The sequence below is a fragment of the Streptomyces sediminimaris genome (assembly GCF_047049295.1).
In the GTDB taxonomy this organism is placed as follows: Bacteria; Actinomycetota; Actinomycetes; order Streptomycetales; family Streptomycetaceae; genus Streptomyces; species Streptomyces sediminimaris.
In genome coordinates this window covers 8236277-8257537 of the sequence record NZ_JBJWOT010000001.1, presented here as the reverse complement: position 1 = coordinate 8257537, position 21261 = coordinate 8236277, and the positions used below count along the sequence as shown (strand labels likewise).

The 21261-nt window shown below is 72.0% G+C and carries 18 protein-coding genes; 9 read left to right on the top strand and 9 right to left on the bottom strand.

The features are described from left to right. Window positions 1–55 precede the first annotated feature (55 nt). Complete coding sequence (locus tag ACJ9NR_RS37635; protein ID WP_412492800.1) at window positions 56–295, bottom strand: hypothetical protein; 240 nt, start codon at window positions 293–295, stop codon at window positions 56–58. Between the two features lie 406 nt (window positions 296–701). Here ACJ9NR_RS37635 and ACJ9NR_RS37630 point away from each other — a divergent pair, with 406 nt between their 5' ends. Then, window positions 702–2246, top strand: a complete 1545-nt coding sequence (locus ACJ9NR_RS37630) for an FMN-binding glutamate synthase family protein (protein ID WP_412492799.1) — start codon at window positions 702–704, stop codon at window positions 2244–2246. A gap of 183 nt (window positions 2247–2429) precedes the next feature. On the opposite strand, the gene ACJ9NR_RS37625 is transcribed toward ACJ9NR_RS37630, so the two are convergent. Beyond that, window positions 2430–6611 carry a beta-galactosidase gene (locus ACJ9NR_RS37625; RefSeq protein ID WP_412492798.1) on the bottom strand — a complete coding sequence of 1394 codons (4182 nt, stop codon included), beginning with the start codon at window positions 6609–6611 and terminating at the stop codon, window positions 2430–2432. 278 nt (window positions 6612–6889) lie between these two features. Here ACJ9NR_RS37625 and ACJ9NR_RS37620 point away from each other — a divergent pair, with 278 nt between their 5' ends. The 3 genes from ACJ9NR_RS37620 (at window position 6890) to ACJ9NR_RS37610 (ending at window position 9071) form a co-directional block, all read left to right on the top strand. Then, entirely contained in the window at window positions 6890–7855 is a 966-nt protein-coding gene (locus tag ACJ9NR_RS37620) for an alpha/beta hydrolase family protein (RefSeq protein ID WP_412492797.1), read from the top strand. A gap of 149 nt (window positions 7856–8004) precedes the next feature. Beyond that, window positions 8005–8781 (top strand): methyltransferase domain-containing protein, encoded by a 777-nt coding sequence (locus ACJ9NR_RS37615; RefSeq protein WP_412492796.1) that lies wholly within the window; start codon window positions 8005–8007, stop codon window positions 8779–8781. Between the two features lie 71 nt (window positions 8782–8852). Further along, on the top strand, window positions 8853–9071 hold the full coding sequence (locus ACJ9NR_RS37610; protein ID WP_412492795.1) for a hypothetical protein: 219 nt from the start codon (window positions 8853–8855) through the stop codon (window positions 9069–9071). A 40-nt stretch (window positions 9072–9111) separates the two neighbouring features. On the opposite strand, the gene ACJ9NR_RS37605 is transcribed toward ACJ9NR_RS37610, so the two are convergent. Then, a complete protein-coding gene (locus ACJ9NR_RS37605; RefSeq protein ID WP_412492969.1) occupies window positions 9112–10617 on the bottom strand; it encodes a carotenoid oxygenase family protein in 1506 nt (501 codons plus the stop codon). 407 nt (window positions 10618–11024) lie between these two features. Here ACJ9NR_RS37605 and ACJ9NR_RS37600 point away from each other — a divergent pair, with 407 nt between their 5' ends. Then, window positions 11025–11843 (top strand): endo alpha-1,4 polygalactosaminidase, encoded by an 819-nt coding sequence (locus tag ACJ9NR_RS37600; RefSeq protein ID WP_412492794.1) that lies wholly within the window; start codon window positions 11025–11027, stop codon window positions 11841–11843. Window positions 11844–12002: 159 nt separating this feature from the next. Here ACJ9NR_RS37600 and ACJ9NR_RS37595 read toward each other — a convergent pair whose 3' ends face one another. Genes ACJ9NR_RS37595 through ACJ9NR_RS37585 form a run of 3 tightly spaced genes read right to left on the bottom strand, consistent with a single transcriptional unit; the run spans window position 12003 to window position 14780 of the window. Beyond that, entirely contained in the window at window positions 12003–12800 is a 798-nt protein-coding gene (locus ACJ9NR_RS37595) for an ABC transporter permease (RefSeq protein WP_412492793.1), read from the bottom strand. After that, window positions 12787–13737, bottom strand: coding sequence for an ABC transporter ATP-binding protein (locus ACJ9NR_RS37590; protein ID WP_412492792.1), 951 nt, complete (start codon window positions 13735–13737; stop codon window positions 12787–12789). Before ACJ9NR_RS37590 ends, ACJ9NR_RS37595 begins: the two co-directional genes overlap by 14 nt. Window positions 13738–13748: 11 nt before the next feature. Then, window positions 13749–14780: a hypothetical protein gene (locus ACJ9NR_RS37585; RefSeq protein WP_412492791.1), complete on the bottom strand. Its 1032-nt coding sequence runs from the start codon at window positions 14778–14780 to the stop codon at window positions 13749–13751. 114 nt (window positions 14781–14894) lie between these two features. Here ACJ9NR_RS37585 and ACJ9NR_RS37580 point away from each other — a divergent pair, with 114 nt between their 5' ends. Together ACJ9NR_RS37580 and ACJ9NR_RS37575 are read left to right on the top strand one after the other, a co-directional pair. Continuing rightward, the gene (locus tag ACJ9NR_RS37580) at window positions 14895–15206 is read left to right on the top strand and encodes a PadR family transcriptional regulator (RefSeq protein WP_412492790.1); all 312 of its coding nucleotides are present in this window, start codon (window positions 14895–14897) and stop codon (window positions 15204–15206) included. After that, entirely contained in the window at window positions 15203–15958 is a 756-nt protein-coding gene (locus ACJ9NR_RS37575; RefSeq protein ID WP_412492789.1) for a hypothetical protein, read from the top strand. The genes ACJ9NR_RS37580 and ACJ9NR_RS37575 overlap by 4 nt, the downstream gene beginning before the upstream one ends. Before the next feature lie 43 nt (window positions 15959–16001). Here ACJ9NR_RS37575 and ACJ9NR_RS37570 read toward each other — a convergent pair whose 3' ends face one another. From ACJ9NR_RS37570 to ACJ9NR_RS37560, 3 genes are read right to left on the bottom strand one after another with little or no spacing between them, the layout of a single operon-like run. Continuing rightward, on the bottom strand, window positions 16002–16571 hold the full coding sequence (locus tag ACJ9NR_RS37570; RefSeq protein WP_412492788.1) for a hypothetical protein: 570 nt from the start codon (window positions 16569–16571) through the stop codon (window positions 16002–16004). Continuing rightward, entirely contained in the window at window positions 16568–18031 is a 1464-nt protein-coding gene (locus tag ACJ9NR_RS37565) for an ATP-binding protein (RefSeq protein WP_412512761.1), read from the bottom strand. Before ACJ9NR_RS37565 ends, ACJ9NR_RS37570 begins: the two co-directional genes overlap by 4 nt. An 8-nt stretch (window positions 18032–18039) precedes the next feature. Beyond that, window positions 18040–18738 carry a response regulator gene (locus tag ACJ9NR_RS37560; protein ID WP_412492786.1) on the bottom strand — a complete coding sequence of 233 codons (699 nt, stop codon included), beginning with the start codon at window positions 18736–18738 and terminating at the stop codon, window positions 18040–18042. Between the two features lie 139 nt (window positions 18739–18877). Between ACJ9NR_RS37560 and ACJ9NR_RS37555 the strand changes: the two genes are divergently transcribed. Beyond that, on the top strand, window positions 18878–19705 hold the full coding sequence (locus ACJ9NR_RS37555) for an SGNH/GDSL hydrolase family protein (protein ID WP_412492785.1): 828 nt from the start codon (window positions 18878–18880) through the stop codon (window positions 19703–19705). A 111-nt stretch (window positions 19706–19816) separates the two neighbouring features. Then, complete coding sequence (locus tag ACJ9NR_RS37550; RefSeq protein ID WP_412492784.1) at window positions 19817–21106, top strand: acyltransferase family protein; 1290 nt, start codon at window positions 19817–19819, stop codon at window positions 21104–21106. Window positions 21107–21261 lie beyond the last annotated feature (155 nt).

Here is a 21261-nt window from a genome sequence, read left to right as displayed (position 1 = left end):
GTAGTCATGTGGTCACAGGGAAGCAATGCGGGGGTAAAAACCCAGGTGGTGGCCCCTACCCCCGGCCGGCGGAGCGACGCACGGGCCGGCGGGCCTCCTCGCCCGGGCCCGCCGCCGCGGTCACCTCCGCACGGAAGCCGTGCACGAAGCCCGGACGCGTGCGCAGGGACTCACTGAGGTACTTCACCGCGACCGGGACCCCGGTCTCCCCGTGCACGGCCGACACGACACGCCCGCTCGCCCCCGACCCGAGCTCGAGCGACTCGGTGTATCCGGGCACCACCCACGTGCTCACATCATCCCCCCGGCCGGCGCGAGCGCCCTGCACGGCCAGCTCCGAAGCGGCTGGACCATGCGTGGAGAGACACAATTCCAGCCACCGCGGTTGCACACACGGCTCGATGCCGGTGCCACGGGGCGCCTTCCGGCCGGCCGATCGGCACCGGCACCGGCACCGGGGCAGCAGGAACCGCGGCAGGGCCTTCGGCGTCCTCGGCGGTGTCGCCGTCAGCCGGGCGGGGACAGGACAGCGCACCGCCTCCCCCACCGGAACGGCCGACCGCGCGGCCCCTGATATCGTCGCGCATTCTTCGAGGGGCACTGCCGCCCTGCCGGCCCTGCCCGCCGCCCAACGCTCAACGCACGACAGGATGACGTCCACCGCACGGCGATGGAGTCGAGCATCGAGGAGAGGACCGTTCATGCGCGCCCGGAGTATCGGCATGGCCACCGCAGCAGCACTGGCACTGGTGGCAGGACGCGATCTCGTCCAGAAGAAGCACGCGCTGCTGCGGAACTTCCCGCTGATCGGGCACGCCCGGTACCTGCTGGAGACGGTGGGGCCTGAGCTGCGGCAGTACATAGTGACCTCCAACGAGGAGGAGCGCCCGTTCAGCCGTGACCAGCGCACCTGGATCTACGCCTCGGCGAAGGGCGAGAACAACTACTTCGGGTTCGGAACCGATGTCGACGTCGAGCACACGCAGGGACACGCATACGTCAAGCAGCGCACCTTCGCCGGCGCCCTGCCCGACGTGCACGACCCGCAGGCACCGCTGCCGTCGGCCAAGGTGCTGGGCGGGCCGCGCGGGCGCGCCAAGGCGTTCCGGCCGGCGAGCGTGGTGAACATCTCCGCGATGAGCTTCGGCTCCCTGTCGGGCGCGGCCATCTCGGCGCTCAACAAGGGGGCGGCGCTGGCGGGCACGATGCAGAACACGGGAGAGGGCGGCCTCTCGCCGTACCACCGCAACGGCGGGGATCTCGTCCTCCAGATCGGGACGTCGTACTTCGGCTGCCGCAATGAGGACGGCAGCTTCAACCTCGGCAAGCTCAAGGACGTGGTCGCAGGCGCCCCGGTCAGGGCGATCGAGATCAAGCTCTCCCAGGGTGCCAAGCCGGGGCTGGGCGGGCTGCTGCCGGGGGCGAAGGTGACGCCTGAGATCGCCGAGATCCGGGGCATCCCCGTCGGCAAGGACTGCGCCTCCCCCTCGCGGCACACCGCGTTCAGCGACGTCGACTCGATGCTCGACTTCGTCGAACTGCTCGCCGCCGAGACCGGATTGCCGGTCGGGATCAAGAGCGCGGTGGGAGAGGCGGACTTCTGGCAGGAGCTGGCCGGACTGATGGCGCGTGGTGACCGTGGTGTCGACTTCGTGACCATCGACGGCGGCGAGGGCGGCACCGGAGCGGCGCCGCTGATCTTCACCGACTCGGTGTCGCTGCCGTTCCGCATGGGCTTCTCCCGGGTCTACGGCACCTTCGCCGAACTCGGGCTGACCGACGACCTGACCTTCATCGGCTCCGGCAAGCTCGGCCTGCCCGAGAACGCCGCCGTCGCCTTCGCCCTGGGCGCCGACATGATCAATGTGGCCCGCGAGGCCATGCTCTCCATCGGCTGCATCCAGTCGCAGAAATGCCACACCGACAAGTGCCCCACCGGCGTCGCCACCCAGAACCAGTGGCTGGCCCGCGGCCTCGATCCGACCTCGAAGGCCACCCGTGCCGCCGTCTATCTGCGCACCCTGCGCAAGGAGTTGACGAAGGTCTCGGCGGCTTGCGGCGTCGCCCACCCGGCACTCATCACCGCCACCGACATCGAGATCATGAACGGTGACTACGACGCCCGCACCCTGGCCGCCGTCTACGGCTACAAGGACGGCTGGGGCGAGATCGGCCCCCACCTCGCCGACGGGATCTCCGCGTTGCTTGCCGCCGGGCCGTCGTCCGCCCGGGAGCCGGTGGTCTGAGGCGCCCCTGCGGGCCTGGTCGCGGACGACGACCGGCAGGGCGCATCGGGTCCGGGAGGCAGGGCGCCCGGGCCGGTACGGCGAGACCGCCGCCTCGTACGGGGCGGCGGTCCGTCCGGCCCTGTTGCCGTCGCTGGTCGCCTCCTGTCCGCGTCCTGTTCGCGGACCGGACCCGGGTCCTGTCTAGCCGCAGGTCAGAGTCGGTATCGCCCAGTCGCCGTGGTCGTTGCCGTTGCCGTCACCGGCGTCACCGACCTTGAGGTCGATCACTTGTGCGCCGCTGACGTCGACGTCGACCGGCATCGCGGCCTGTCCGCCGCGGATCGCCGGCGTGGTCACCAGGGTCCTGCCGTCGGCGAGCACGGAGAACGTCACCGTTCCCGCACCGCCCGTCTCGTCGTCGACCCCGACCTCCGCCGTCAACCGGGAGCATTTCCCGGCGAGGTAGAGCTCGACGTCGCTGACCGAGTTGGTGCCCAGGCCCTTGGCGTAGCCGGCACCGGCGATGCTGATCCGGCGGCCGTCCCCGGCCGCCTGCTCGCCGACGCTGGTGTCGCGCTCGACCGGGCCCCACCCGTTGGTGGACGACAGGAACGGCAGATCGCTGACGGCGTTCTTCCCGGCCGGTGGAGCCGGCGGGATGCCGCGGACGATGCGCTCGTCCCCGGTGGCCGCCTGCCGTCCGCTCTGCCGGTAGCGCACCGTGGTGGTGAGCGCCGAGGCGGGCGGCAGCTTCCCGGTGGGCGGCTCGACCTGCCAGGTGAAGGTGGCCGATCGGCCGGGTCGCAGGCGGTCGAGGGACGTCGGGCCCGTGGCGCTCACGCTCCAGCCGTCGGGCGCGGACAGCGTGGCCGTCAGCCGGGAGGCGGACCGCCTGTCCCTCGGCACCCGCACCGTGGCCCGGGCCGTGAAGGGCCGTGCCGGCTGAGCGGTGTCCGGCACGTCCAGGGTGACGTCCGCTCCCGGACGTTTCGGCATCGCGTAGGCCCGGGGGTCGTAGCGGGGGCTGTCGTTCTGCGCGACTCGCAGGGAGGAGGCGTAGCTGCCGTAGTCGGTGAGCGAGACCTTGCCGAGCCCGCCGGTGCTGCCGTCCAGGTTCCACACGGCGATGGCGATGCTGTTGCGGCCGTGCGGATCCAGGATCCCGTCGGGCACCGGGAAGGTGTGCTGCGGGCCGAGGTAGTTGACGTAGTTGCCGACCTGCCAGCCGTTCACGAAGATCGTGGCACGGTACTTGCGCGCGGGGTCGTCGGTGAACGTCAGCCCGAGCGAGGTGTCCTGGCCGTGCGGGAGGCGCAGGTCGGCTTCCGTGCGGTACCAGGAGACGCCGGGGCGGGTGTCGGTCGTCGGCAGTGTCACCCGCTTCCAGCCGCCGTCCGGGTAGCCCGGCAGGGACCAGCCGGCCCGCTCGCCGTACAGACCGCCCGTCGAAAGCGGGCCGCGCACCGTGTCCTTGAGGTCCTCGCCGCCGCGTACGCCCTGCAGGCGCCAGGTGACGGATGTCAGGGGCGCCCCGACGAGGGAGGCCGCGGTCAGGCCGCGTGCGGTCTTGTTGCCGTTGGTCGAGTTGTAGTCCTCCTCGTGTCCCATGTTCACGGTGAGCACGGAGATGACGTTGTCGCCGTCGGACTTCACCGAGCCGGCCGGGAAGGTGAAGTCGGCGCCGCCCGTGGTGGAGCTGCCCAGGAAGGTGCCGTTGAGCCAGGCGGAGAACGCCTGCGCCTTTCCGCCGGAGTCCGAGACCAGGTGGACGCCCTTCTCCTTGCCGGTGGCGTGGAAGCGTCCGCGGTACCAGGTGTTTCCGGTGTGGAAGCCGTAGTCGTCGGCGTGGAGCACCGGTGGTGAGTCGCTGCCGGAGACGCTGTTGGTGGTCGTCCTGTCGGCCACCTGCCAGCCGGAGTCGTCGAAACCGGGGGCGGCTTCGGGGGATTCCTCGCTGTGCTTCCAGTCGGTCAGGGCCGGCAGGTGTATCGGGGCGGCCACCGGGATCTTCCCGGTGCGGCTTCCCGTGCCGGTGGTCCGGGTGCGCAGGGTCCTGCCGTTCCAGGTGACACGGTCCGCGGAGGTGAACACCTCGATGCTCTTGTCGTCGGCGTTGTCGCCGGTGAGTGCCAGGACGCGGCCGCCGTCCCGGCTGGTCGCCGTGCGCAGCAGGTGGCTGCCGCGTACGAGTACCGGGCCGCTCGCCGTGTCCTGGCGCCAGAAGGTCCTGGCCGTGGCCTTGTCGCCCACGAGGAACAGCAGCGGGCGCTGTCCGCCGCCGCTGATGCCGACGCGGATCAGGCCCTTGTGCGTGTAGTTCAGCCGCAGGTCACCGGTGGCCGGGTCCCAAGTGGTCGTGACCGTGCCGCCGTCGGTGGTGACGGTGGGTTCGGAGGCGTAGCGCAGGACGGTCTCGCCGTCGCTGCCCGGGTCGCCGTAGAGGACGGCGACGTCCCGGTCACCGATGGTCGCGCCGGTCATGATCTCCGAGGTGGAGTACCGCAACCGCGCTTGTCCGAGACGGTAGTTCGCCACGATGACGTGAGAGTCACGTCCGTCGAGGGTGATCGCGGTCCCCGGCTGCTGGGGGACGACCGGGTAGGTGGGTTCCGCGGCGGCGGCCGTGGGCACGTCGATGGCGTCGATGGACACGTAGTTGTCCGTGGATCCCGCGCCGTGGTTCCCGTCGACGACGATCCTCAGGGTGTGCGCCCCCGGCGTCAGGCCGGTCTTGTGGAAGACGACCGCCTGGTTCTCACTGCCGGAGTCGTCGACCGTGGTCACCTTGGTTCCGTCGAGGTAGACGTCGGCGTTGCCGTGGTTGCCGGTCTTCGAGCCGATCCAGCGGATCGCGGTGCCGTCGAAGGGGACGGTGACCGAGTCACCGGCCTTGTTGGAGAAGGACTCGGTGTGCTTGTAGTCGCCTCCGGTGTAGCTCTGGTCGGCCACGTGCGACCACGAACCGGTGTACTGCAGCGCGGAGTCGGGGTCGTCCCAGGTGTAGGTGGTGTCCGCGGACGGCTGGGCGTCGAAGTCCAGCGAGATGTGGGTCTTGTCGACCGCCGTGGACGTGGAGTCGCCGTGCCGCAGGACGTGGAACTGTGTCTTGGTGTCGGGGTTCATCCGCGCCGTGTCGACGACCGCGGGGTCGTCCGGTGGCGTCGCCCTGATCGCCTCGGTCTTGGTCAGCGGGGCGACCGACTGCGTGAAGTACCCGATCAGCTTGTCCTCGTCGTACTTCGGATCGAGCAGGCGGTTCTCACGGATGGCGGCCCCGTAGTCGTAGGACGTGTAGTTCTCCGGCATGCCCAGCCAGCCCCAGTTGGTGCCGCCGTAGGTCATGTAGAAGCTCTGCGCGGTGGCGCCGACAGCGATGTTCTGCTTGTAGAACACGTCGGCGAACCGGTCGTTGATCAGCTGGGCGCACTTGTCGTAGCCGGGTCCGCCCCAGGGGTCGAAGGCGCCGCCCTGGAACTCCGGCGAGTACAGGGGCTTGCCGGCCGGGTGGTCGTAGCCGATGTCGGGGACGCCGTTCCACTTCGCGGGGTTGGAGCAGTTGAAGCCCTGCGGGTAGGAGTCCGGGCCGTCGACGTCCAGGGCGCCGGTGCCGGAGTTGAAGGTGCCGTTGTTGTTGCCGGTCAGCGGTACGGTGATGCCGTCGGCGCGGGCCTTGTCCTCCAGGTGCTTCATGTAGGAGCGACCGGCGTCCGTGCCGTGGTAGTACTCGTTCTCGACCTGGTAGGCGATGACCGAACCGGTGCCGTTGGTCAGCTGGTGGCGGGCGATGATCCGGTCGATCCGCGTCAGCCATTCGTCCGCGTACCTCAGGAACCGCGGGTCGTCGCTGCGGTTGTCGCCGGGCTTGGTGGTCATCCAGCCGGGCAGGCCACCGCTGTCGACCTCCGCGTTGATGTACGGCGCCGGGCGCGCGATCACGTAGAGGCCCGCTTCCTCGGCCATGTCGAGGAGCTTGTCGACGTCCCGCACGCCGCTGAAGTCGTACACGCCCGGCTTCGGCGAGTGGTATCCCCAATCGAAGTACAGCGAGGTGGAGTTGAACCCGGCGGCCTTCATCTTCTGGAAGATGTCGCGCCACAGGTCCGGACTGGGGAGCCGGAAGTAGTGGAACTCGCCGGACCACAGGTAGGTGCGCCTGCCGTCGACGAGGAACGAGTAGCCGTCGAGACTCACCGTGTGCGCCCGCGGGCCGGCGCCGGGCTCGGCGGCGGGCTGCTGCCGGCCGGCGTCCCGCGCCGCGGCGGGTGTGGTGATCCCCGTGGCCAGGGCGATGGTCGCGGCCGTCGCGAGGACCGCCCTCCACCACCGACGGCGACCGGGTCTCGCGGCCTGTGGACCGATCCGATGACCCCGCTTACCCAGCACTGCGGCCTCCATACCGCCTGAGCGATCAGAGTCAAACAGACTCAGGCAAAGTCGAACAGTAAAGCCGCACAGGGCACAACACAATGGGGCGGAGTCCGAGAAGTGTCCGCCGGTTGCACAGCCGGGGCACGGAGCCGCGATTGACGAAGCGGAACGATGTTCCGTATATTAAGCGGAACGATGCTCCGGTTCGCGATTCAGCCGCAGCCCGGCACTCCTGCGCGTCTGCCGCCGCCCCGGGGCGGCGGCAGACGCCGTCGAAGGGACACAACTCACCCATGAACGGACCGACTTCCATGCCCGACGCTCTCGGCTCGCCCGCACCCGTCCTCTCGTTCAGCCCGGTGGTACTGCCCGTGCCCGGACGCCCGGTGGACCTCCAGGCGCGCGTCTCCGCACCCGTCACCGGAACCGACTTGCCCGTCATCCTCTTCTCGCACGGTCAGGGCCCGTCGAACAACCTGTCGTCGCTCAACGGCTACGCGCCTCTGGCCGACTTCTGGGCGGCGCACGGATTCGTCGTCATCCAGCCCACCCACCTCAGCTCCAGGACACTGAGTCACCTGCACACCGACGCCGCCCCCGGAGCATCCCTGTTCTGGCGCTCACGCGCCGAGGACATGACGCACATCCTCGACCGGCTCGACGCGATCGAGGCCACCGTGCCGCAGCTCGCCGGGCGCGTCCACCACGACAAGGTCGCCGTCGCCGGACACTCGATGGGCGGCCACACCGCCGAACTCCTGCTCGGCGCACGGCTCACCGACCCCGCCGACGCACAGGAAGCGAACCTCATCGAGCCCCGGATCAAGGCCGGTGTGCTGCTGGCCGCGCCCGGCAGGGGCGGCGAGGCGCTGAACGGGCCGTGGGCGGCGAACGTGCCGTTCTTCCGCACCATGGACTTCTCCACGATGACCACACCCACGCTGGTGGTCGCCGGCGACAAGGACGACTCCCGGCACTTCACGGACATGGGCCCGGACTGGCACGCCGACCCCTATCACCTCGCCCCCGGCCCCAAGGCCCTGCTCACCCTGTTCGACGCCGGGCACGGACTCGGCGGAATCTCCGGATACGACGTCGCCGAGACCACGGACGAGAACCCCGAGCGGGTGGCCGCGGTGGCGCGGCTCACCTCGGCCTACCTCCGCACCCGGCTCGACCCCGCGGATCCCGCCTGGCAGACGGCGCGTGAGGCGCTGGCGACGGACCCCGACCCGCTTGGCCGAGTCGAGTCGAAGTAGCCCGGCGGAGGTCGCCTCCACAGCCGGCCGCGAGCACGCACCGGCCGCGCGGCGGGGCGTGACGGCGCGGACGGCGGACGGCGGACGGCGGACGGCGGACGGCACACGCAAGACGACGGCTCGACCGGGCAGTTGGTTGACTGGGCCGTATGTCATCCTTCACGTTCGAGACGGCCGAACCCGATCCCGTCACCTACCTCGACCGGCTCGCCACGAGCGACCTCGGCCGCTCCTACAAGCAGCGCATGCTCGACGAACTCGACCTGCGTACCGGGCACAGGGTGCTCGACCTCGGCTGTGGCCCCGGCACCGACCTCGACGCGCTGGCGCAGGCCGTCGCCCCGACCGGGGCGGTCACCGGCCTCGACCACGACCAGCACATGGTGGACGCCGCCCGGGCCCGCACCACCGGTCGGGCCGCGGTGGAGGTCCGGCACGCAGACGTGCACGACCTGCCGCTGCCCGACCGCAGCGCCGACCGTGCCCGCACCGACCGGGTCCTGCAGCACGTCGCCGATCCCGTGACAGCGCTCGGCGAGATCCGCCGGGTCCTGCGGCCGGGCGGGCGGCTGGTCATGGGCGAGCCCGACTGGGAGACCCTGGCCGTCGATCACCCGGACCACGACCTGACGCGGGCGTACACCCGCCATGTGGCCGAGCGGGTGGTCCGCAACGCGGCGATCGGCAGGCAGCTTCCGCGCCTGGCGGCCGCGGCCGGTTTCACCGTGCCCACGGTCATCCCTGTCACACCCGTCTTCCGCGACGTACGCGCCGCGGACAGCGTCCTCGGCCTGGAACGCACCACTCGACGAGCCCGGGAGGCGGACTACTTCACCGTCGAGGCGGCGGAAGCCTGGCTGAACCACCTCAGGAAGGGCCCCTTCTTCGCGGCGGTGACGTTCTACATCGTCGTGGCCGAGGCGTAGCCGCGTTCCGGAGGTGAGCGGTGCGCCTGACGGGGCATGCGCACCTCATCGAGGCCGACAAGGAGGCATTCATGAGTGAGCGCAGGTGGCAATTCGTTCCGCGTACACGGGCGTTGAGCGTTCTGTACCTGGTGGCGGGCGTGCTGCTCGTGGTGGGTGCCGGTATCCAGCTCACGCATGGTGTCGCGGTCCTGACCGTCGTCTCGGCCGTACTCGCGCTGGCGCTCATCTGCCTGGCCGGCGTCGGCCTTGTCCGTCCGGGTTCGGGTTCGGCCGTGCGGCGGCGCTGAAGACGCCGAGGGCGCCTGCGCCGCCGGCAGGCACGGGGCGTCAGGCATCCGCGATCCAGCTGCCGTGGAATCCCAGCGGTACCCGGCCGGGCAGGTGGATCCGGGCCAGCGGGTGGCCGTCGAAGTCCTGGGCCGAGAGGATCACCAGGTCGGTCGCGCCGCGGTCGGGGTCGTTCACGTACGACAGCACGTAGCCGTCGTCCTCGTCCCGGGCCCCGCGCCGCGGGACGAACACCGGCTCGCCGACCGCAGCGCCCCGGGGGAAGCGGTGGAGCTGCCTGCTGCCCCGCAGCATGTCGTGTTTCATCAGGTAGTTGGTGAACTTCTCGTCCGGCGGCACGCCGTCGGCCGTCTCGTACGCGCGCCACATCTCGGCCGCGCTCGCGGTGTAGGCGTAGCGGTGGCGGCGCGAGACGAGGGATTCGTTGATGCGCGGGAACTCCTGCGGACGATCGTCCAGCCGGACACTTTGGACCCGGCCCGCGCGCAGGCCGATGCTCCAGCGGTCGAGCGTCGGGGAACCGGTCGCGGAGGGCCCGCCCATACCGCGGCCGGCGGCGTAGAACGGCGCGGGGAACGCGATGTACTCCACCACCACCGTGTCCCCCTGATCGTAGGCGTTGAGGGTGTGCGAGTAGTACACCGGGGGGATCTCGAACCAGCGCGTGCTGCCGCCGGTACGCGGCAACAGTCCGATGCGCATGGGGTGTTCGTCGTTCCACACGTACGGCACGATCGCCCCCGCCTCCGCGGCGGCGCCGTCGAAGGTGATCGGCACGTCCACGATCACCACGTACTTCTCGGTGAGCGCGAAGTCGTGCATCATCGGCGCGTCCGCGACGGCGATCCGCGTGGTCCGCGCCACCCGGCCGGTCCGGTCGATCACGATGTGCCGCACATGGTCCCAGGTGGGGTAGTACGCGATCGCGTGCAGTTCGTCGGCCGCCGCGTCGTACTTGGTGTGCGCGGTGAACGCGCCCTCGAGAGTCGAGCCGAAGTCGTACGGGCGCACGGTGCCCAGCTCGCCGTCCAGCTCGTAGGGCAGCGGCCCGCCTTCCTGCAGCGCCAGGATGCGGCCCTTGTACGGGATCACGTGCGTGTTGCACGCGAAGTCGTCCGGCGGCACCCGGCCCGGGTACGTCTCCCCCAGCTTCGCCGTCACCTGTGAGGACCGCACCCAGCGGTTGCGGTACCACTCCGCGCGCCCGCGGCGCAGACGCACCCCGTGCACCATCCCGTCGCCCAGCATCCAGTGGTGGGCGCGGACGTCCTCCAGGCCCAGCGCGTTGGGGCCGTTGCGCAGGTAGCGGCCGTCCAGGTCACGCGGAACGCGGCCGGTGACCTCGAGGTCGAAGGCGGTCAACTCCTCGGTGACCGGCGCGAAAGCCCCTTCCAGGAACGGGGTGGCCCCCGTCACCCCGTTCCCCCCGCCTACGCCACTCGCCCGCGCCGGGGACGCGAGGAAACCGGGAGCGCTCCCGACCGCGCTGCCCGCTGCCGCGACCGCCGCGCCCTTGAGAACTGTCCGCCTTGTGTGACTGGCCATCATGTCTCCCCGTTCGGTCATCGATGTCGGCTCCCTCGGCCGGGCTCTCGCCGACGGGGCCAACCCTCCTCCTCCCCCACCCGCGACACAGTCGGCCCACGCCCCGGATCGGGGGTGGTGCCGGCACCACCCCCCGAGGCCGCCCAGCCGATGACCAGGCCGTCGAACCGCATCGTCGGCCTGTGGTGCGCGACGCTCCAACCTGCTTGGTTTCGGCGCGACTTGGGGAACACGTTGACATCTCCTCAGGCGATCGCTTTACTCCCGGACAACGCCGGAGCCCCGGCTCCGCGTCAGAGGTACGCCCAGCCGGTATGCAGGCCCCGTGCCGCGAGCCCGGCCCGAGTCGCCAGGACGCCCCCGCGCGTCCGAGGCGGGGACGTGCCCTCTCCTGTGGAGCTCGATGCATGAGCCACGTGATGCGTACCGTTTCCCGGAAGATCCTCGCAACGGCCGCCGGCGCCGCGGTCCTGACCGGCGCGCTGTTCGTCCAGGCGACCACGACACAGGCCGCGTCCTACACGCTGCCGCCCGCCCACGCCGGCTTCGACTACCAGATCGGCGGCGCCTACACCCCGCCGGCCGGAGTCACGGTGGTCACCCGCGACCACACCGCCTCCCCGGCGGCCGGCCTGTACAACATCTGCTACGTCAACGCCTTCCAGGCCCAGCCGGGGGCCGAGGACGAATGGGCCCCGGACCTGCTGCTGCGCGACTCAGCGGGCAGGGTCGTCTATGACGAGGACTGGGGCGAGGCGCTGCTCGACATCAGCACCGCCACGAAGCGCGAACGGATCGCCGACAGGATCGGAGCCCTGATCGACGGCTGCCGGGACAAGGGCTTCCAGGCCGTCGAACCCGACAACTACGACAGCTACACACGCTCCGGCCGGCGCCTGACCGCGGACCACGCGCAGGCCCTCATCAGGTTGCTGTCCGGCCGCGCCCACGCCGACGGCCTGGCCATCGCGCAGAAGAACGCCTCAGAACTGGCCGGCAACCGCGTCGCCAACGGCCTCGATTTCGCCGTGGCGGAGGAGTGCGGCCAGTACTCCGAGTGCGACGCCTACACCAGCGCCTTCGGTGACCACGTCATCGTGATCGAGTACACGGACGCGGGCAGGTCGAAGGCGTGCGAGGCCTGGGGTGACAGGCTGAGCATCGTCCAGCGCGACCTGGACGTCTCTCCGGCCGGCAGCAGCGGGTACGTCCGCAAGACCTGCTGATCCGCCCGGACTCGCGTCCGGCCCGGATGCGTACGGAGCACGGTGACGGCGCCTGGTACGTCGAACCCGTCGCCGTCACCGTGCACGCCGGCTCCGGCGGCCCGTACGGCCTCGATGCCCCTCTCCTGCGGTTCCGCTGCTCAGCCCGCCGCGGGCGTGTCATGCCGCCGGGTCGCGTCGGAAGAGCACGAGGGCGGCGGCGCAGGCGGCGAGAACGATCGTGGCGGTCTGGACCGCGATGCCGGTGCCGAGGCGCGCCGTCCCGGTGGGGTCGAACAGCCGGGTCCAGTCCTGCCAGTAGTGCATGGGCAGGACGGCCTGCACGGAGCGCAGGGTGGGCGAGCCGTTGAAGATGGCGGCGGCGATCACGAAGGCCACGGTGGCGCCGAGGGCTTCGATGCCGCGCGGCAGGAGGAGTCCCAGCGCGAACGCGATCGTCGCGATGCTCAGCATGCACAGCAGGCAGTAGCCGGTCGCCGACAGGACACGGGTGGCGGTCTCGCCGCCGGTGAGATCCGGGGCGCCGATGACGTGGAACGGGTGCCAGCCGAAGACGGCGAGCCCGGCGAGCAGGCCGGCCGCCGGCACGCACAGAGTGGCGAGCGTGGTGAGGACGGCCAGGGCGCCGAACTTGGCCGCCAGGAGGCGAGTTCGGCTGACGGGGGCGACGTACAGGTAGCGCAGGATGCCCCACTCCCGGTCGGAGGAGGCGATCGCGGCGGCCGGCAGAGCGACCATGATCGGCAGGAGCAGCGGTTCGATGAACTCCATGCTCGCCATGGCGTGGTTGAGCGCGGAGTAGGGGGAGGCGCCGAACAGGCCGGTCTGGTGGCCGTTGCGGTGCCCCGCCTCGGAGGCGTACGAGAAGCCGGCCACGACGGGGACGGCGGCCAGGCAGGCGAGGACGGCGAGGGTGCGGATCCGCAGCAGCTGGGTGGTCAGTTCAACGCGCAGCACGGTCGTCGGCTCCTTGTCGGGTCATGGTCAGGAAGGCCTCTTCCAGGGACTTGCTCTCCCGCCGCACGGCAGTGACGCCGACGCCCTCCGCGACCAGGGCGCGGACGAGGTCGCGGGAGGGCACACCGGGCGCGTCGACGACGAGCTCGCCGTGCTGCGTGGTGGCCGTCGCGACGCCGGGCAGGGCGCGCAGTACGGCGGCTGCCTTGTCGGTGTCGTCCGCCTGGAGGCGGTAGGTGCCGGAAGCGCCGAGGAGTTCGTCCATCGGTCCGGCGGTGATGAGCCGTCCGCGGTTCATCACGACGGCGTGGGTCGCCAGCTGCTGCACCTCGGCGAGCTGGTGGCTGGAGACGAGTACGGCCACCCCTCGCCCGGCCAGTTCCGACAAGTGCTCGCGCAGGGCGCGGACTTCGCCGGGGTCCAGTCCGTTGGCCGGCTCGTCCAGGATCAGTACGTCCGGCTCGCGCATCAGGGCCTGGGCCAAGATCAGCCGCTGCCTCATGCCCGTCGAGTAGCCCTTGACCCTGCGGTCGAGCGCCTCGCCGAGCCCGGCGAGGTCCAGGGCGTCGGCCAGCGCGGGAGGCGGCCAGGCCCGCCCGGTCGCCGACCACAGGAGCCGCAGATTGGCCCGGCCGGTGAGGTGCGGCACGAACGCCGGGCCGTCGATGAGGACGCCGACGCCGCGCAGCACGTCCGCGCCGAGGCGGACCGGTCGGCCGAGGATGCTCGCGCTGCCGGTGTCCGGGGACGACAGGCCGACCAGCATCCGCATCGTGGAGGTCTTGCCCGCCCCGTTGGGGCCGAGCAGCGCGCAGATCTGGCCGGCCCCCACGGTGAAGCCGAGGCCGCTGACGGCCTGTCGGCGTCCGTACCGTTTGGACAGCTCATCGGCGCGGATCGGTGCTGCTGTCTGTGCGTGCGTCCTGCACGGTCTCATCGTCATGCCTTTCACAGGTGCGTGTCCGGTCGCCGCCGGGAGGAGGGCGCGGTGCCGAAGCGGCGGCGGGCCGGCCGGGAAGGGGTGCGCGGGAAGCACGTGGACAACACAGCCGCCGTGACCACGGTCGTGACCGCACCGGCGCCGAGCGTGAGGGCGGCCAGGGCCGGAACCGACGTCAGTGGCCCCGTCCCGAACACCGGCCACAGCGCGCCACGGAACGCCGTCGCCGCGCTGATCGCCACACATCCGGCCACCACCGACACCTCGGCGATGCGACGCTTCCGGGTGCGCGGCGGCCGGGCGATGAATCCGGCGACCGCATTGCCGATCACACAGAACGCGAGGTCGGAGGTGGCCGCGACGGTCAGGAACCAGGCGGTGAGCAGTGGATCGGTCCAGTGCTCGCCGATGGCCTGTGTGCCGGTGACGGCCGCCGCGGCCAGCGTGCTCAGCATGACGAACACGGTCATCGCGCGACGGCGCACCCAGGCCGCGGCCGCCGGGCCGGCCCAGCGCCGCAGTACCGGAACCCGTCCGCAGACGTGGAGGGCGTCATCGAGCCAGTCGTACCGCCACCTGCCGGACGGGCCCCACCGACGGCGCCGGCGCACCAGCAGCAGCGCTGACACCGCGGCGAGTACCGAGTCGCCGACCAGCCCGCCGATCAGCACCGATGTCCACGCCCCCGGAACCGGGGCCGGCGTCCCGGCGATGACCGCGGCCCACTCGCTCGCCGCGGTGAGCCCGACCAGCGTGGTCATCGCCCCCGCGGCACGCACGGTCTGCCGCGCCCGGTCCGCGCCACCGGGCGCCCGCCACGCGAGCAGCCGCAACGTGATCACCAAGGCGAGCACGGGCACCGTGAACTGGGCCAGGGACACGACCACGTCGTAGGGGTCGTCCTGCCAGGGGCTGGCCGCCCTGACCGTCTTGTCCTGGGTCGCCAGCAGCGTCGACGCCTCGAAGACACCGGCGGTGCCGAGACTCGCCCACACCACGGCCGGCACGGCCCGGCCGTTCTCCTCCGCGTGTGCTTCCATGACCCGCCATAGTACGCGCCTCGTACTACGCGACAAGTAGTATGTGCCGAGTAGTACGCGACAGGTAATATCGCGCCTCGTGGCATGCGGAGCCGGAGGCAAGGAGACGACCCCATGCACAGCAACGACGCCCAGATGCTCGTGCTCACCGTCCTCGCGGACGGCCCGCTGCACGGTTACGCCGTCAACACCGCGATCGAGGAGCTCACCGGCCGCAAACTCGGCCCCGGCAGCCTCTACGGAGCGCTGTCCCGGCTGGAGGCACGCGAGCTGATCCGGCCCGCGGACGGAGCCGCCGAGACCGGGGAACGCCACCGCACCATGCAGATCACCGACGCGGGACGCGACCAACTGCGCACCGAACTGCAGCAGATGGCCCGCATCTCCGCCGCCGGTCTGCGCGCACTCGGGATCACCACGGCATGAGCGCGGCCGCGTTCCTGACCCTCCTCTACCCGCCGGCCGTCCGCGAGCGATGGGGCGAGGACATCACGTACGAGGTGTCCGCGTCGGGCATCCGCTCATGGCCCGACGCCCTCAAGGGGGCCGCGCGGCTCTGGCTCCACCCCGGCGACTGGCCCGAGACGGTCACCGGCCAGACCCGCCGTGTGCTGACCGTGGCACTGTTCGCGCTCACCGCGGCCACCGGGCTGCTGCTGCGCTCGGCCGAACCCTCCCCCACCTTCACGGCCGACGTCCGCCACCCCGTCACCAGCCTCTGGCTCGCCCCCCTCCTCGTCGGCATCGTCCTCGCCGCGCCGCTTCCCCCGCTTCGAGGCGAAGCCCTCCGCCGTCTGACCGCCGCGGCGGTCCGCACCCTGGCAGCCCCTGCCGCCGCGGTCACGGCCCTGTGCCTGACGGCGTGGAGCGGCCTGGCCGGCCACCTCCCCGGTGCCGCCGCGGTCGCCTGCTACTGGCTCACTCTCGGGTTCGTCGCGCTGCGCCTGTGCACCCTCGTCGCCCGCGTCACCCCGATCGCTCCCCCGCCGTCCACCCCCCGGCTGTCCGCGGCCCTGCTGTCCATGGGAACGGGACTGGCCCTCGCGGCAGGCCAGAGCCTCCTCGCCGTTCTGCGGCCCGCCCCTCACCCGGGCTCCCTCACCGACACCCTGGCCCTGGGCCTCCTGGCCGCGGCGGCCGTCAGCGCCGGCCACGACCTGCGGCGCGAGACGGCATAGCCGGAGCGGGGGCGCGAGGTCGGATCCGGGCGCCGGCCGCGTGTCACCTGGCCACCGGTGTCACATTGCCGTGGGAGCCGCACCGGACCGTCCACGGGTCGCCGGAGTGGGAGAAGTTCTCGTGGATGCGGACGTCGACCTGCGTGGCGGGCAGGCCACCGGGGACCTCGGCGTGGGCGGCGGTGCAGGCGAGCTGGCTGATCGCCGTGACGTCGAGGTCGCCGGCGCTGACCGCGAAGGGGACGAAGACGTCGACGGCCCCGTCACCGGCGCTGGCGGTGAGCTGCCCGTGGGCCGGTGGGACCTGGCTGGTCAGACCGCGTTCCCGTTCGGCGGGTGTGGGGCCCTTCAGGAGGAGGTCGAGGGCCTGCTGGGGGCTGGGGGCGCCGTCGGTGGGGCGGACGACGGCACGGATGCCGTAGGGGCTCGCGAAGTACAGGCGGGCGGAGGGGAATGCGCCTGCGGACCGCTGGACGCCGGAGGCCGGAGCGCCGGCGGGCGCGGGATCGCCGGGGCCGATCCCGCAGCCGGTGACTGCGGCGGCCAGCAGAGCCGCCAGGGCGGCGGTCAGGGCGGTGCGGGGTGCGCGCCGGGCGGTGGAGTCGGGTGTCATCGCTGCTCCTGCGAGGCGGCGGCGAGTGGGAGGGTGAGGGTGAACACGGCTCCTGCGTCCGGGGAGTTGGCCGCGGTCAGGGTGCCGCCGTGCAGGGCCGCGTTCTCGTGGGCGATGGCCAGTCCGAGGCCGCTGCCGTGCGAACGGGGGCGTGCCGTGTCGGCCTTGAAGAAGCGTGCGAAGACGTGCGGGAGCGCCTCGTCGAGGATGCCCGGTCCCCGGTCGGTGACGGTGAGCGCCGCCCGGTCGCCCTCCGCCCGGGTGGAGACGGTGACCGGGGACCGGCCGTGCCTCAGGGCGTTGCCTATGAGGTTGGCCAGGATGACGTCGACGCGCCGGGGGTCGGCGCGTACCGGAACCGGGTGCGGAAGGTCGGTCCTGACGCGTTCGTCCTCCGCCCAGCCGCGCACCTGCAGCGTCTTGGCGACCAAGGTGCGCAGGTCGAGGTGTTCCAGGTGCAGTGAGGCCGCCTTGGCGTCGAAGCGGGAGATCTCCATCAGGTCTTCGACCATGCGGCCGAGGGCGCGGGTCTCGCCGCTGATCAGCCGCAGCGCGTCGGCCGTGTCGGCGGGCAGGTCGCCGAAGCCGGCCTCCTCGTCGAGGACTTCCGTGACGGCGGTCATGGCCGCGAGCGGCGTGCGCAGTTCGTGGGCGACGTCGGCGGCGAAGCGGCGGGCGCTGCTTTCCATGCGGCGCAGTTCGGCGGCGTCCTTCTCCAGGGTTTCGGCCATGGCGTTGAAGGAGTGGGTGAGGTCGGCGAGTTCGTCGCGTCCGCGCGGTTCGAGGCGGGTGTCGAGCTGTCCGGCGGCGATGCGCTGGGCGCCGCGGTGCAGGAGCCGTACGGGGCGCAGGACGCGGCGGGCCGCGAGCAGGGCCGGGACGAGGGCGAGACCGAGAGCCGGGACCGCTCCGGCCTCGGCGGCCGTGACCAGGGCGGCGATGTCGTCCTGCTCCTCGTCCAGGGAGAAGGAGGCGTACACGGTCAGGCCGGAGGGCCCGCCCGCACCGCCGGAGCGGCCGGGAGCGCCGGCGTAGGAGACGGGCATGCCGAGGGCCAGCCAGGGACGGCCGTCGTGTTCGACGTACTGGTAGCCCGCCCGTCCGCCGCGCCGGACGGCCGCGCGGAGCTCCTCGGGGACGGGCGGAGTGCTGCGGGACGCCGCTACGGGCTCGCCGCCCCGGTAGGAGGCGGCGCAGAGCCAGGCCCGTGCTCCTCCGGCCCGGTCGAGCTGGCGGGCCAGGTCGCGCAGGTCCGCCGTGCGCGGCGGGAAGGCGAGGTCGGGGGCGAGGGAGTCGGCCTGGGCGCGCAGGTCCGCCACGGCGCTGTCCTGGGCCCGCTCGAGGATGGCCGAGCGGGCCCGCAGGTAGGTGAGTCCTGCGGTGAGGACGGCGCCGAAGGCCGCGGCCAGGAGAAAGGCGATCACGAACCGTACCCGCAGGCCCCGGGGGACGCGGAGCATCGCGGACATCACACGGGTCCGAAACGGTAGCCGAACCCGCGCACCGTCTGCACGTACACCGGCTTGCGCGGATCGTCCTCGATCTTGGCGCGCAGCCGCATCACGCAGGCGTCGACGAGGCGGACGTCACCGTAGAAGGAGTGCTCCCAGACCTGCTCCAGGAGCTGCGGGCGCGTGTAGACCTGGCCCGGGGCGGCGGTGAGGAACAGCACCAGCTTCAGCTCGGAGGGGGCCAGTGCCAGTTCGGCACCGTGTTTGGCGACGATCAGGGCGGTGCGGTCCACGGTGAGATCGCCGTGGCGCTCCTCTCCCGCCGGCCCGGATGCCCCCGGGGCGTCCTGGGCGGGCGCGGCCCTGCGCAGGACGGCCTTGATCCGCGCCTCGAGCAGTTCCCCGCCGGCCGGTTTGACGACGTAGTCGTCGGCGCCCGCCTCCAGACCGACCACCATGTCGATCTCGTCCCCGCGTGCGGAGAGGATGATGATGGGGATCTGCTTGCTCTCCCGGATGCGGCGGCACACTTCCAGGCCGCTCATCCGCGGCAGCATCAGATCCAGCAGCACCAGGTCCGGCCGGAAGCGTTCCAGGGCCAGCAGGCCCGTCTCGCCGCTGCCGGCGACCTCCACCTCGTGGCTGCGGCGCTTCAGTGCGAGGGTGACGCCTCTCTGCACGGCGGGGTCGTCTTCGATGAGCAGGACTCGTGCCATGGGGGGTGCGCTCTTCTCCGGCGGGGCTGCTGCCTTCTTCGACCAGGGTGCTCGATGCGTATGACATCCGGTTCCGCATTCGGTGATGAAACGATGACGGCCCTCACGCACGGTGCGCCCCTCGCCGTCTGCTGAACGCATGAACCTCAACACCGTCTCCTCCCCTCACCGTTGGCGGCACGCCCACCGTGCCGCCCTCGCCTCGGCGGCGGCGCTCTTCGCGCTCACCGCCTGCGGCGCGCCCGGGCCCGGCACCGGCGGCGCCACCACGGCGACCGGAACGGCCGGCGACCGGCGGGCGTCCGGCACCCGGGCGGGGGAGGACGCGAAGCCCCGCAGGCTGCTGTGGATGGGCGACTCCATAGCGACCGCCCAGGCGCCCGCCCTGGACGCGGCGATGAAGGCCGGCGGCGCGCGGTTCGCGTCGATGGCAGCGATCGGCGGCGGCGGTGTCATCGGCGGGATCGCGGCGTCCACCTGGCAGAAGCTCCCCCACGAGCTGCGGTCCTTCACACCGGACGTCGTCGCCTACCAGATCACCACCTACGACTGGGGCACCCTGGCCGAGCAGCGCGCGGGTTACGAACGTCTGGCCAGGACCGTCCACGAGGCCGGCGCCGACCTGCTCATCGTGTCCGCACCGCCCTTCAAGGTGGACGACTTCTACAAGCCGCACGCGGAAGCGATCAGGACGGCGCCGGAGGCCGCCGCGCAGGTCGCCCACCGGCATCCCGCGACGGTCCGCTTCCTCGACGCCTCCGCCCTGTGGGGTACCGACGCGGCGGCCGGCAAGGCACAGCGGAGCAAGGACGGGATCCACTCGTGCCAGCAGGGCTCGGCCGCGTTCGCCGCGTGGTTCGCCCGGCAGGTGCACCGCCGGTACGGCTTCACGCCGGCCCCGGTGGATCAGTGGGCCACGGGCTCGTGGACGGGCGACAAGGTGTACGCCTCGCTGGGCTGCCGGTAGGCCGACGAGGGGCAACTCGCCCCGCCGGAACGCACCGAGAGCGCGGGGCGACACCGCCGAGACCCTCGAGCCGGGCCGCCCCGCCCCACCCCCTATTTCTCCCGGAGCCCCATGCCCACGCGACCCCGGCCCGAGCGCACCCGTCACCGCATCCCCGCCACCTCCGCGCCCGCGCCGACCGCCGACCGGCACATCGCACCCCTGGACGGCCTGCGCGGCCTCGCCGTCCTGGGCGTGCTGCTGTTCCACGCGGGGCGTTTCGGCGGCGGGTTCCTCGGCGTGGACCTGTTCTTCGTCCTGTCCGGCTTCCTCATCACCGGTCTTCTGCTCAAGGAGGCGCGGGCCCGCGACGGCCGTATCGACCTCGTCGCCTTCTGGGGGCGGCGCGCGCGACGGCTGCTGCCCGCGCTCGCGGTCACGATCGCGGGCGTGCTGATCCTGGCCTGGGTGTGCGGCCCGCCGGTGCTGCTCCGCTTCGCCCTCGACGACGCTCCGTGGGTGGCGGCGAACCTCGCCAACTGGCACTTCATAGCGGACCACGTCGGTTACTGGAACGCGGGCGGCACACACCTCTTTGACCACCTGTGGAGCATCGGGGTGGAGGAGCAGTTCTATCTGGTCTGGCCCCTCGCGCTGTGCGTGGTGGCCCGTGGCCGTGACGCCGAGCGCCGCGTCGCCGCCCTGGCCGCCGCCGGGGCGGCCGTCTCGCTGGCCGTCATGGTCCTGGCCGCCGCCCCGGCCGACACCACACGCGTCTACGAGGGGACCGACACCCGTGCCTTCTCGCTCCTCCTCGGTTCCCTGACGGCGACGGCACCGGTCTCCCGCCTCCTGGACCGAGTCGGCGAGCGGACGGCCGGCCGGTGGAGTCTGGCCCTGGCCTGCGGGATCGGCGCGTACTGGGGCATGGCCGACGGGCAGAACTCCCCGTCCCTCTTCCACGGCGGTCTCTTCCTGCACGCACTGGCCGCCGCCCTGCTCGTCGCCTGCCTCGCCCGCGCTCCCCGCACCCCGGCCGGCCGTGCCCTGACGGCGCCTCCGCTGCGCCGGCTCGGGCTGATCTCCTACAGCCTCTACCTGTGGCACTGGCCCGTCTACCTGCTGCTGAGCGACCAGCGCCTCGGGTTCTCCGGCTGGAGCCGTACCGCGGTCCTGATCGCCGTCTCGATCGCGGCCGCCTCGCTCTCCAAGGTCGTGGTGGAGGACCCGATCCGGTTCCGGGCACGCTGGGCGAGAGGGCGCACCGGCGCCGTCGCCCTCGTGACCGCCCTCGCCGCACTGGCGGCCCTCTGGGCGCTCATTCCCCAGCCGCGGACCGGTGCCGGCTCCGTCGACGTCACACGCCTGCTCCCAGCCGGCGGTGACGGACCGGCGGGTGGCGGGCACCCCCCGGTGTTCTGAAACGGCGGGGTGATCGGGGCGGATACGTACGGAGGTTGTCGGGTACGTACGGAAGTTGATTGAAACCGTTCAATCGACACACACAACGGGCCGACGCGTTCCGACGCGAACACGCCTTGATCCGACACTCCGTCAACAAAGAGCTGCAGACTCAT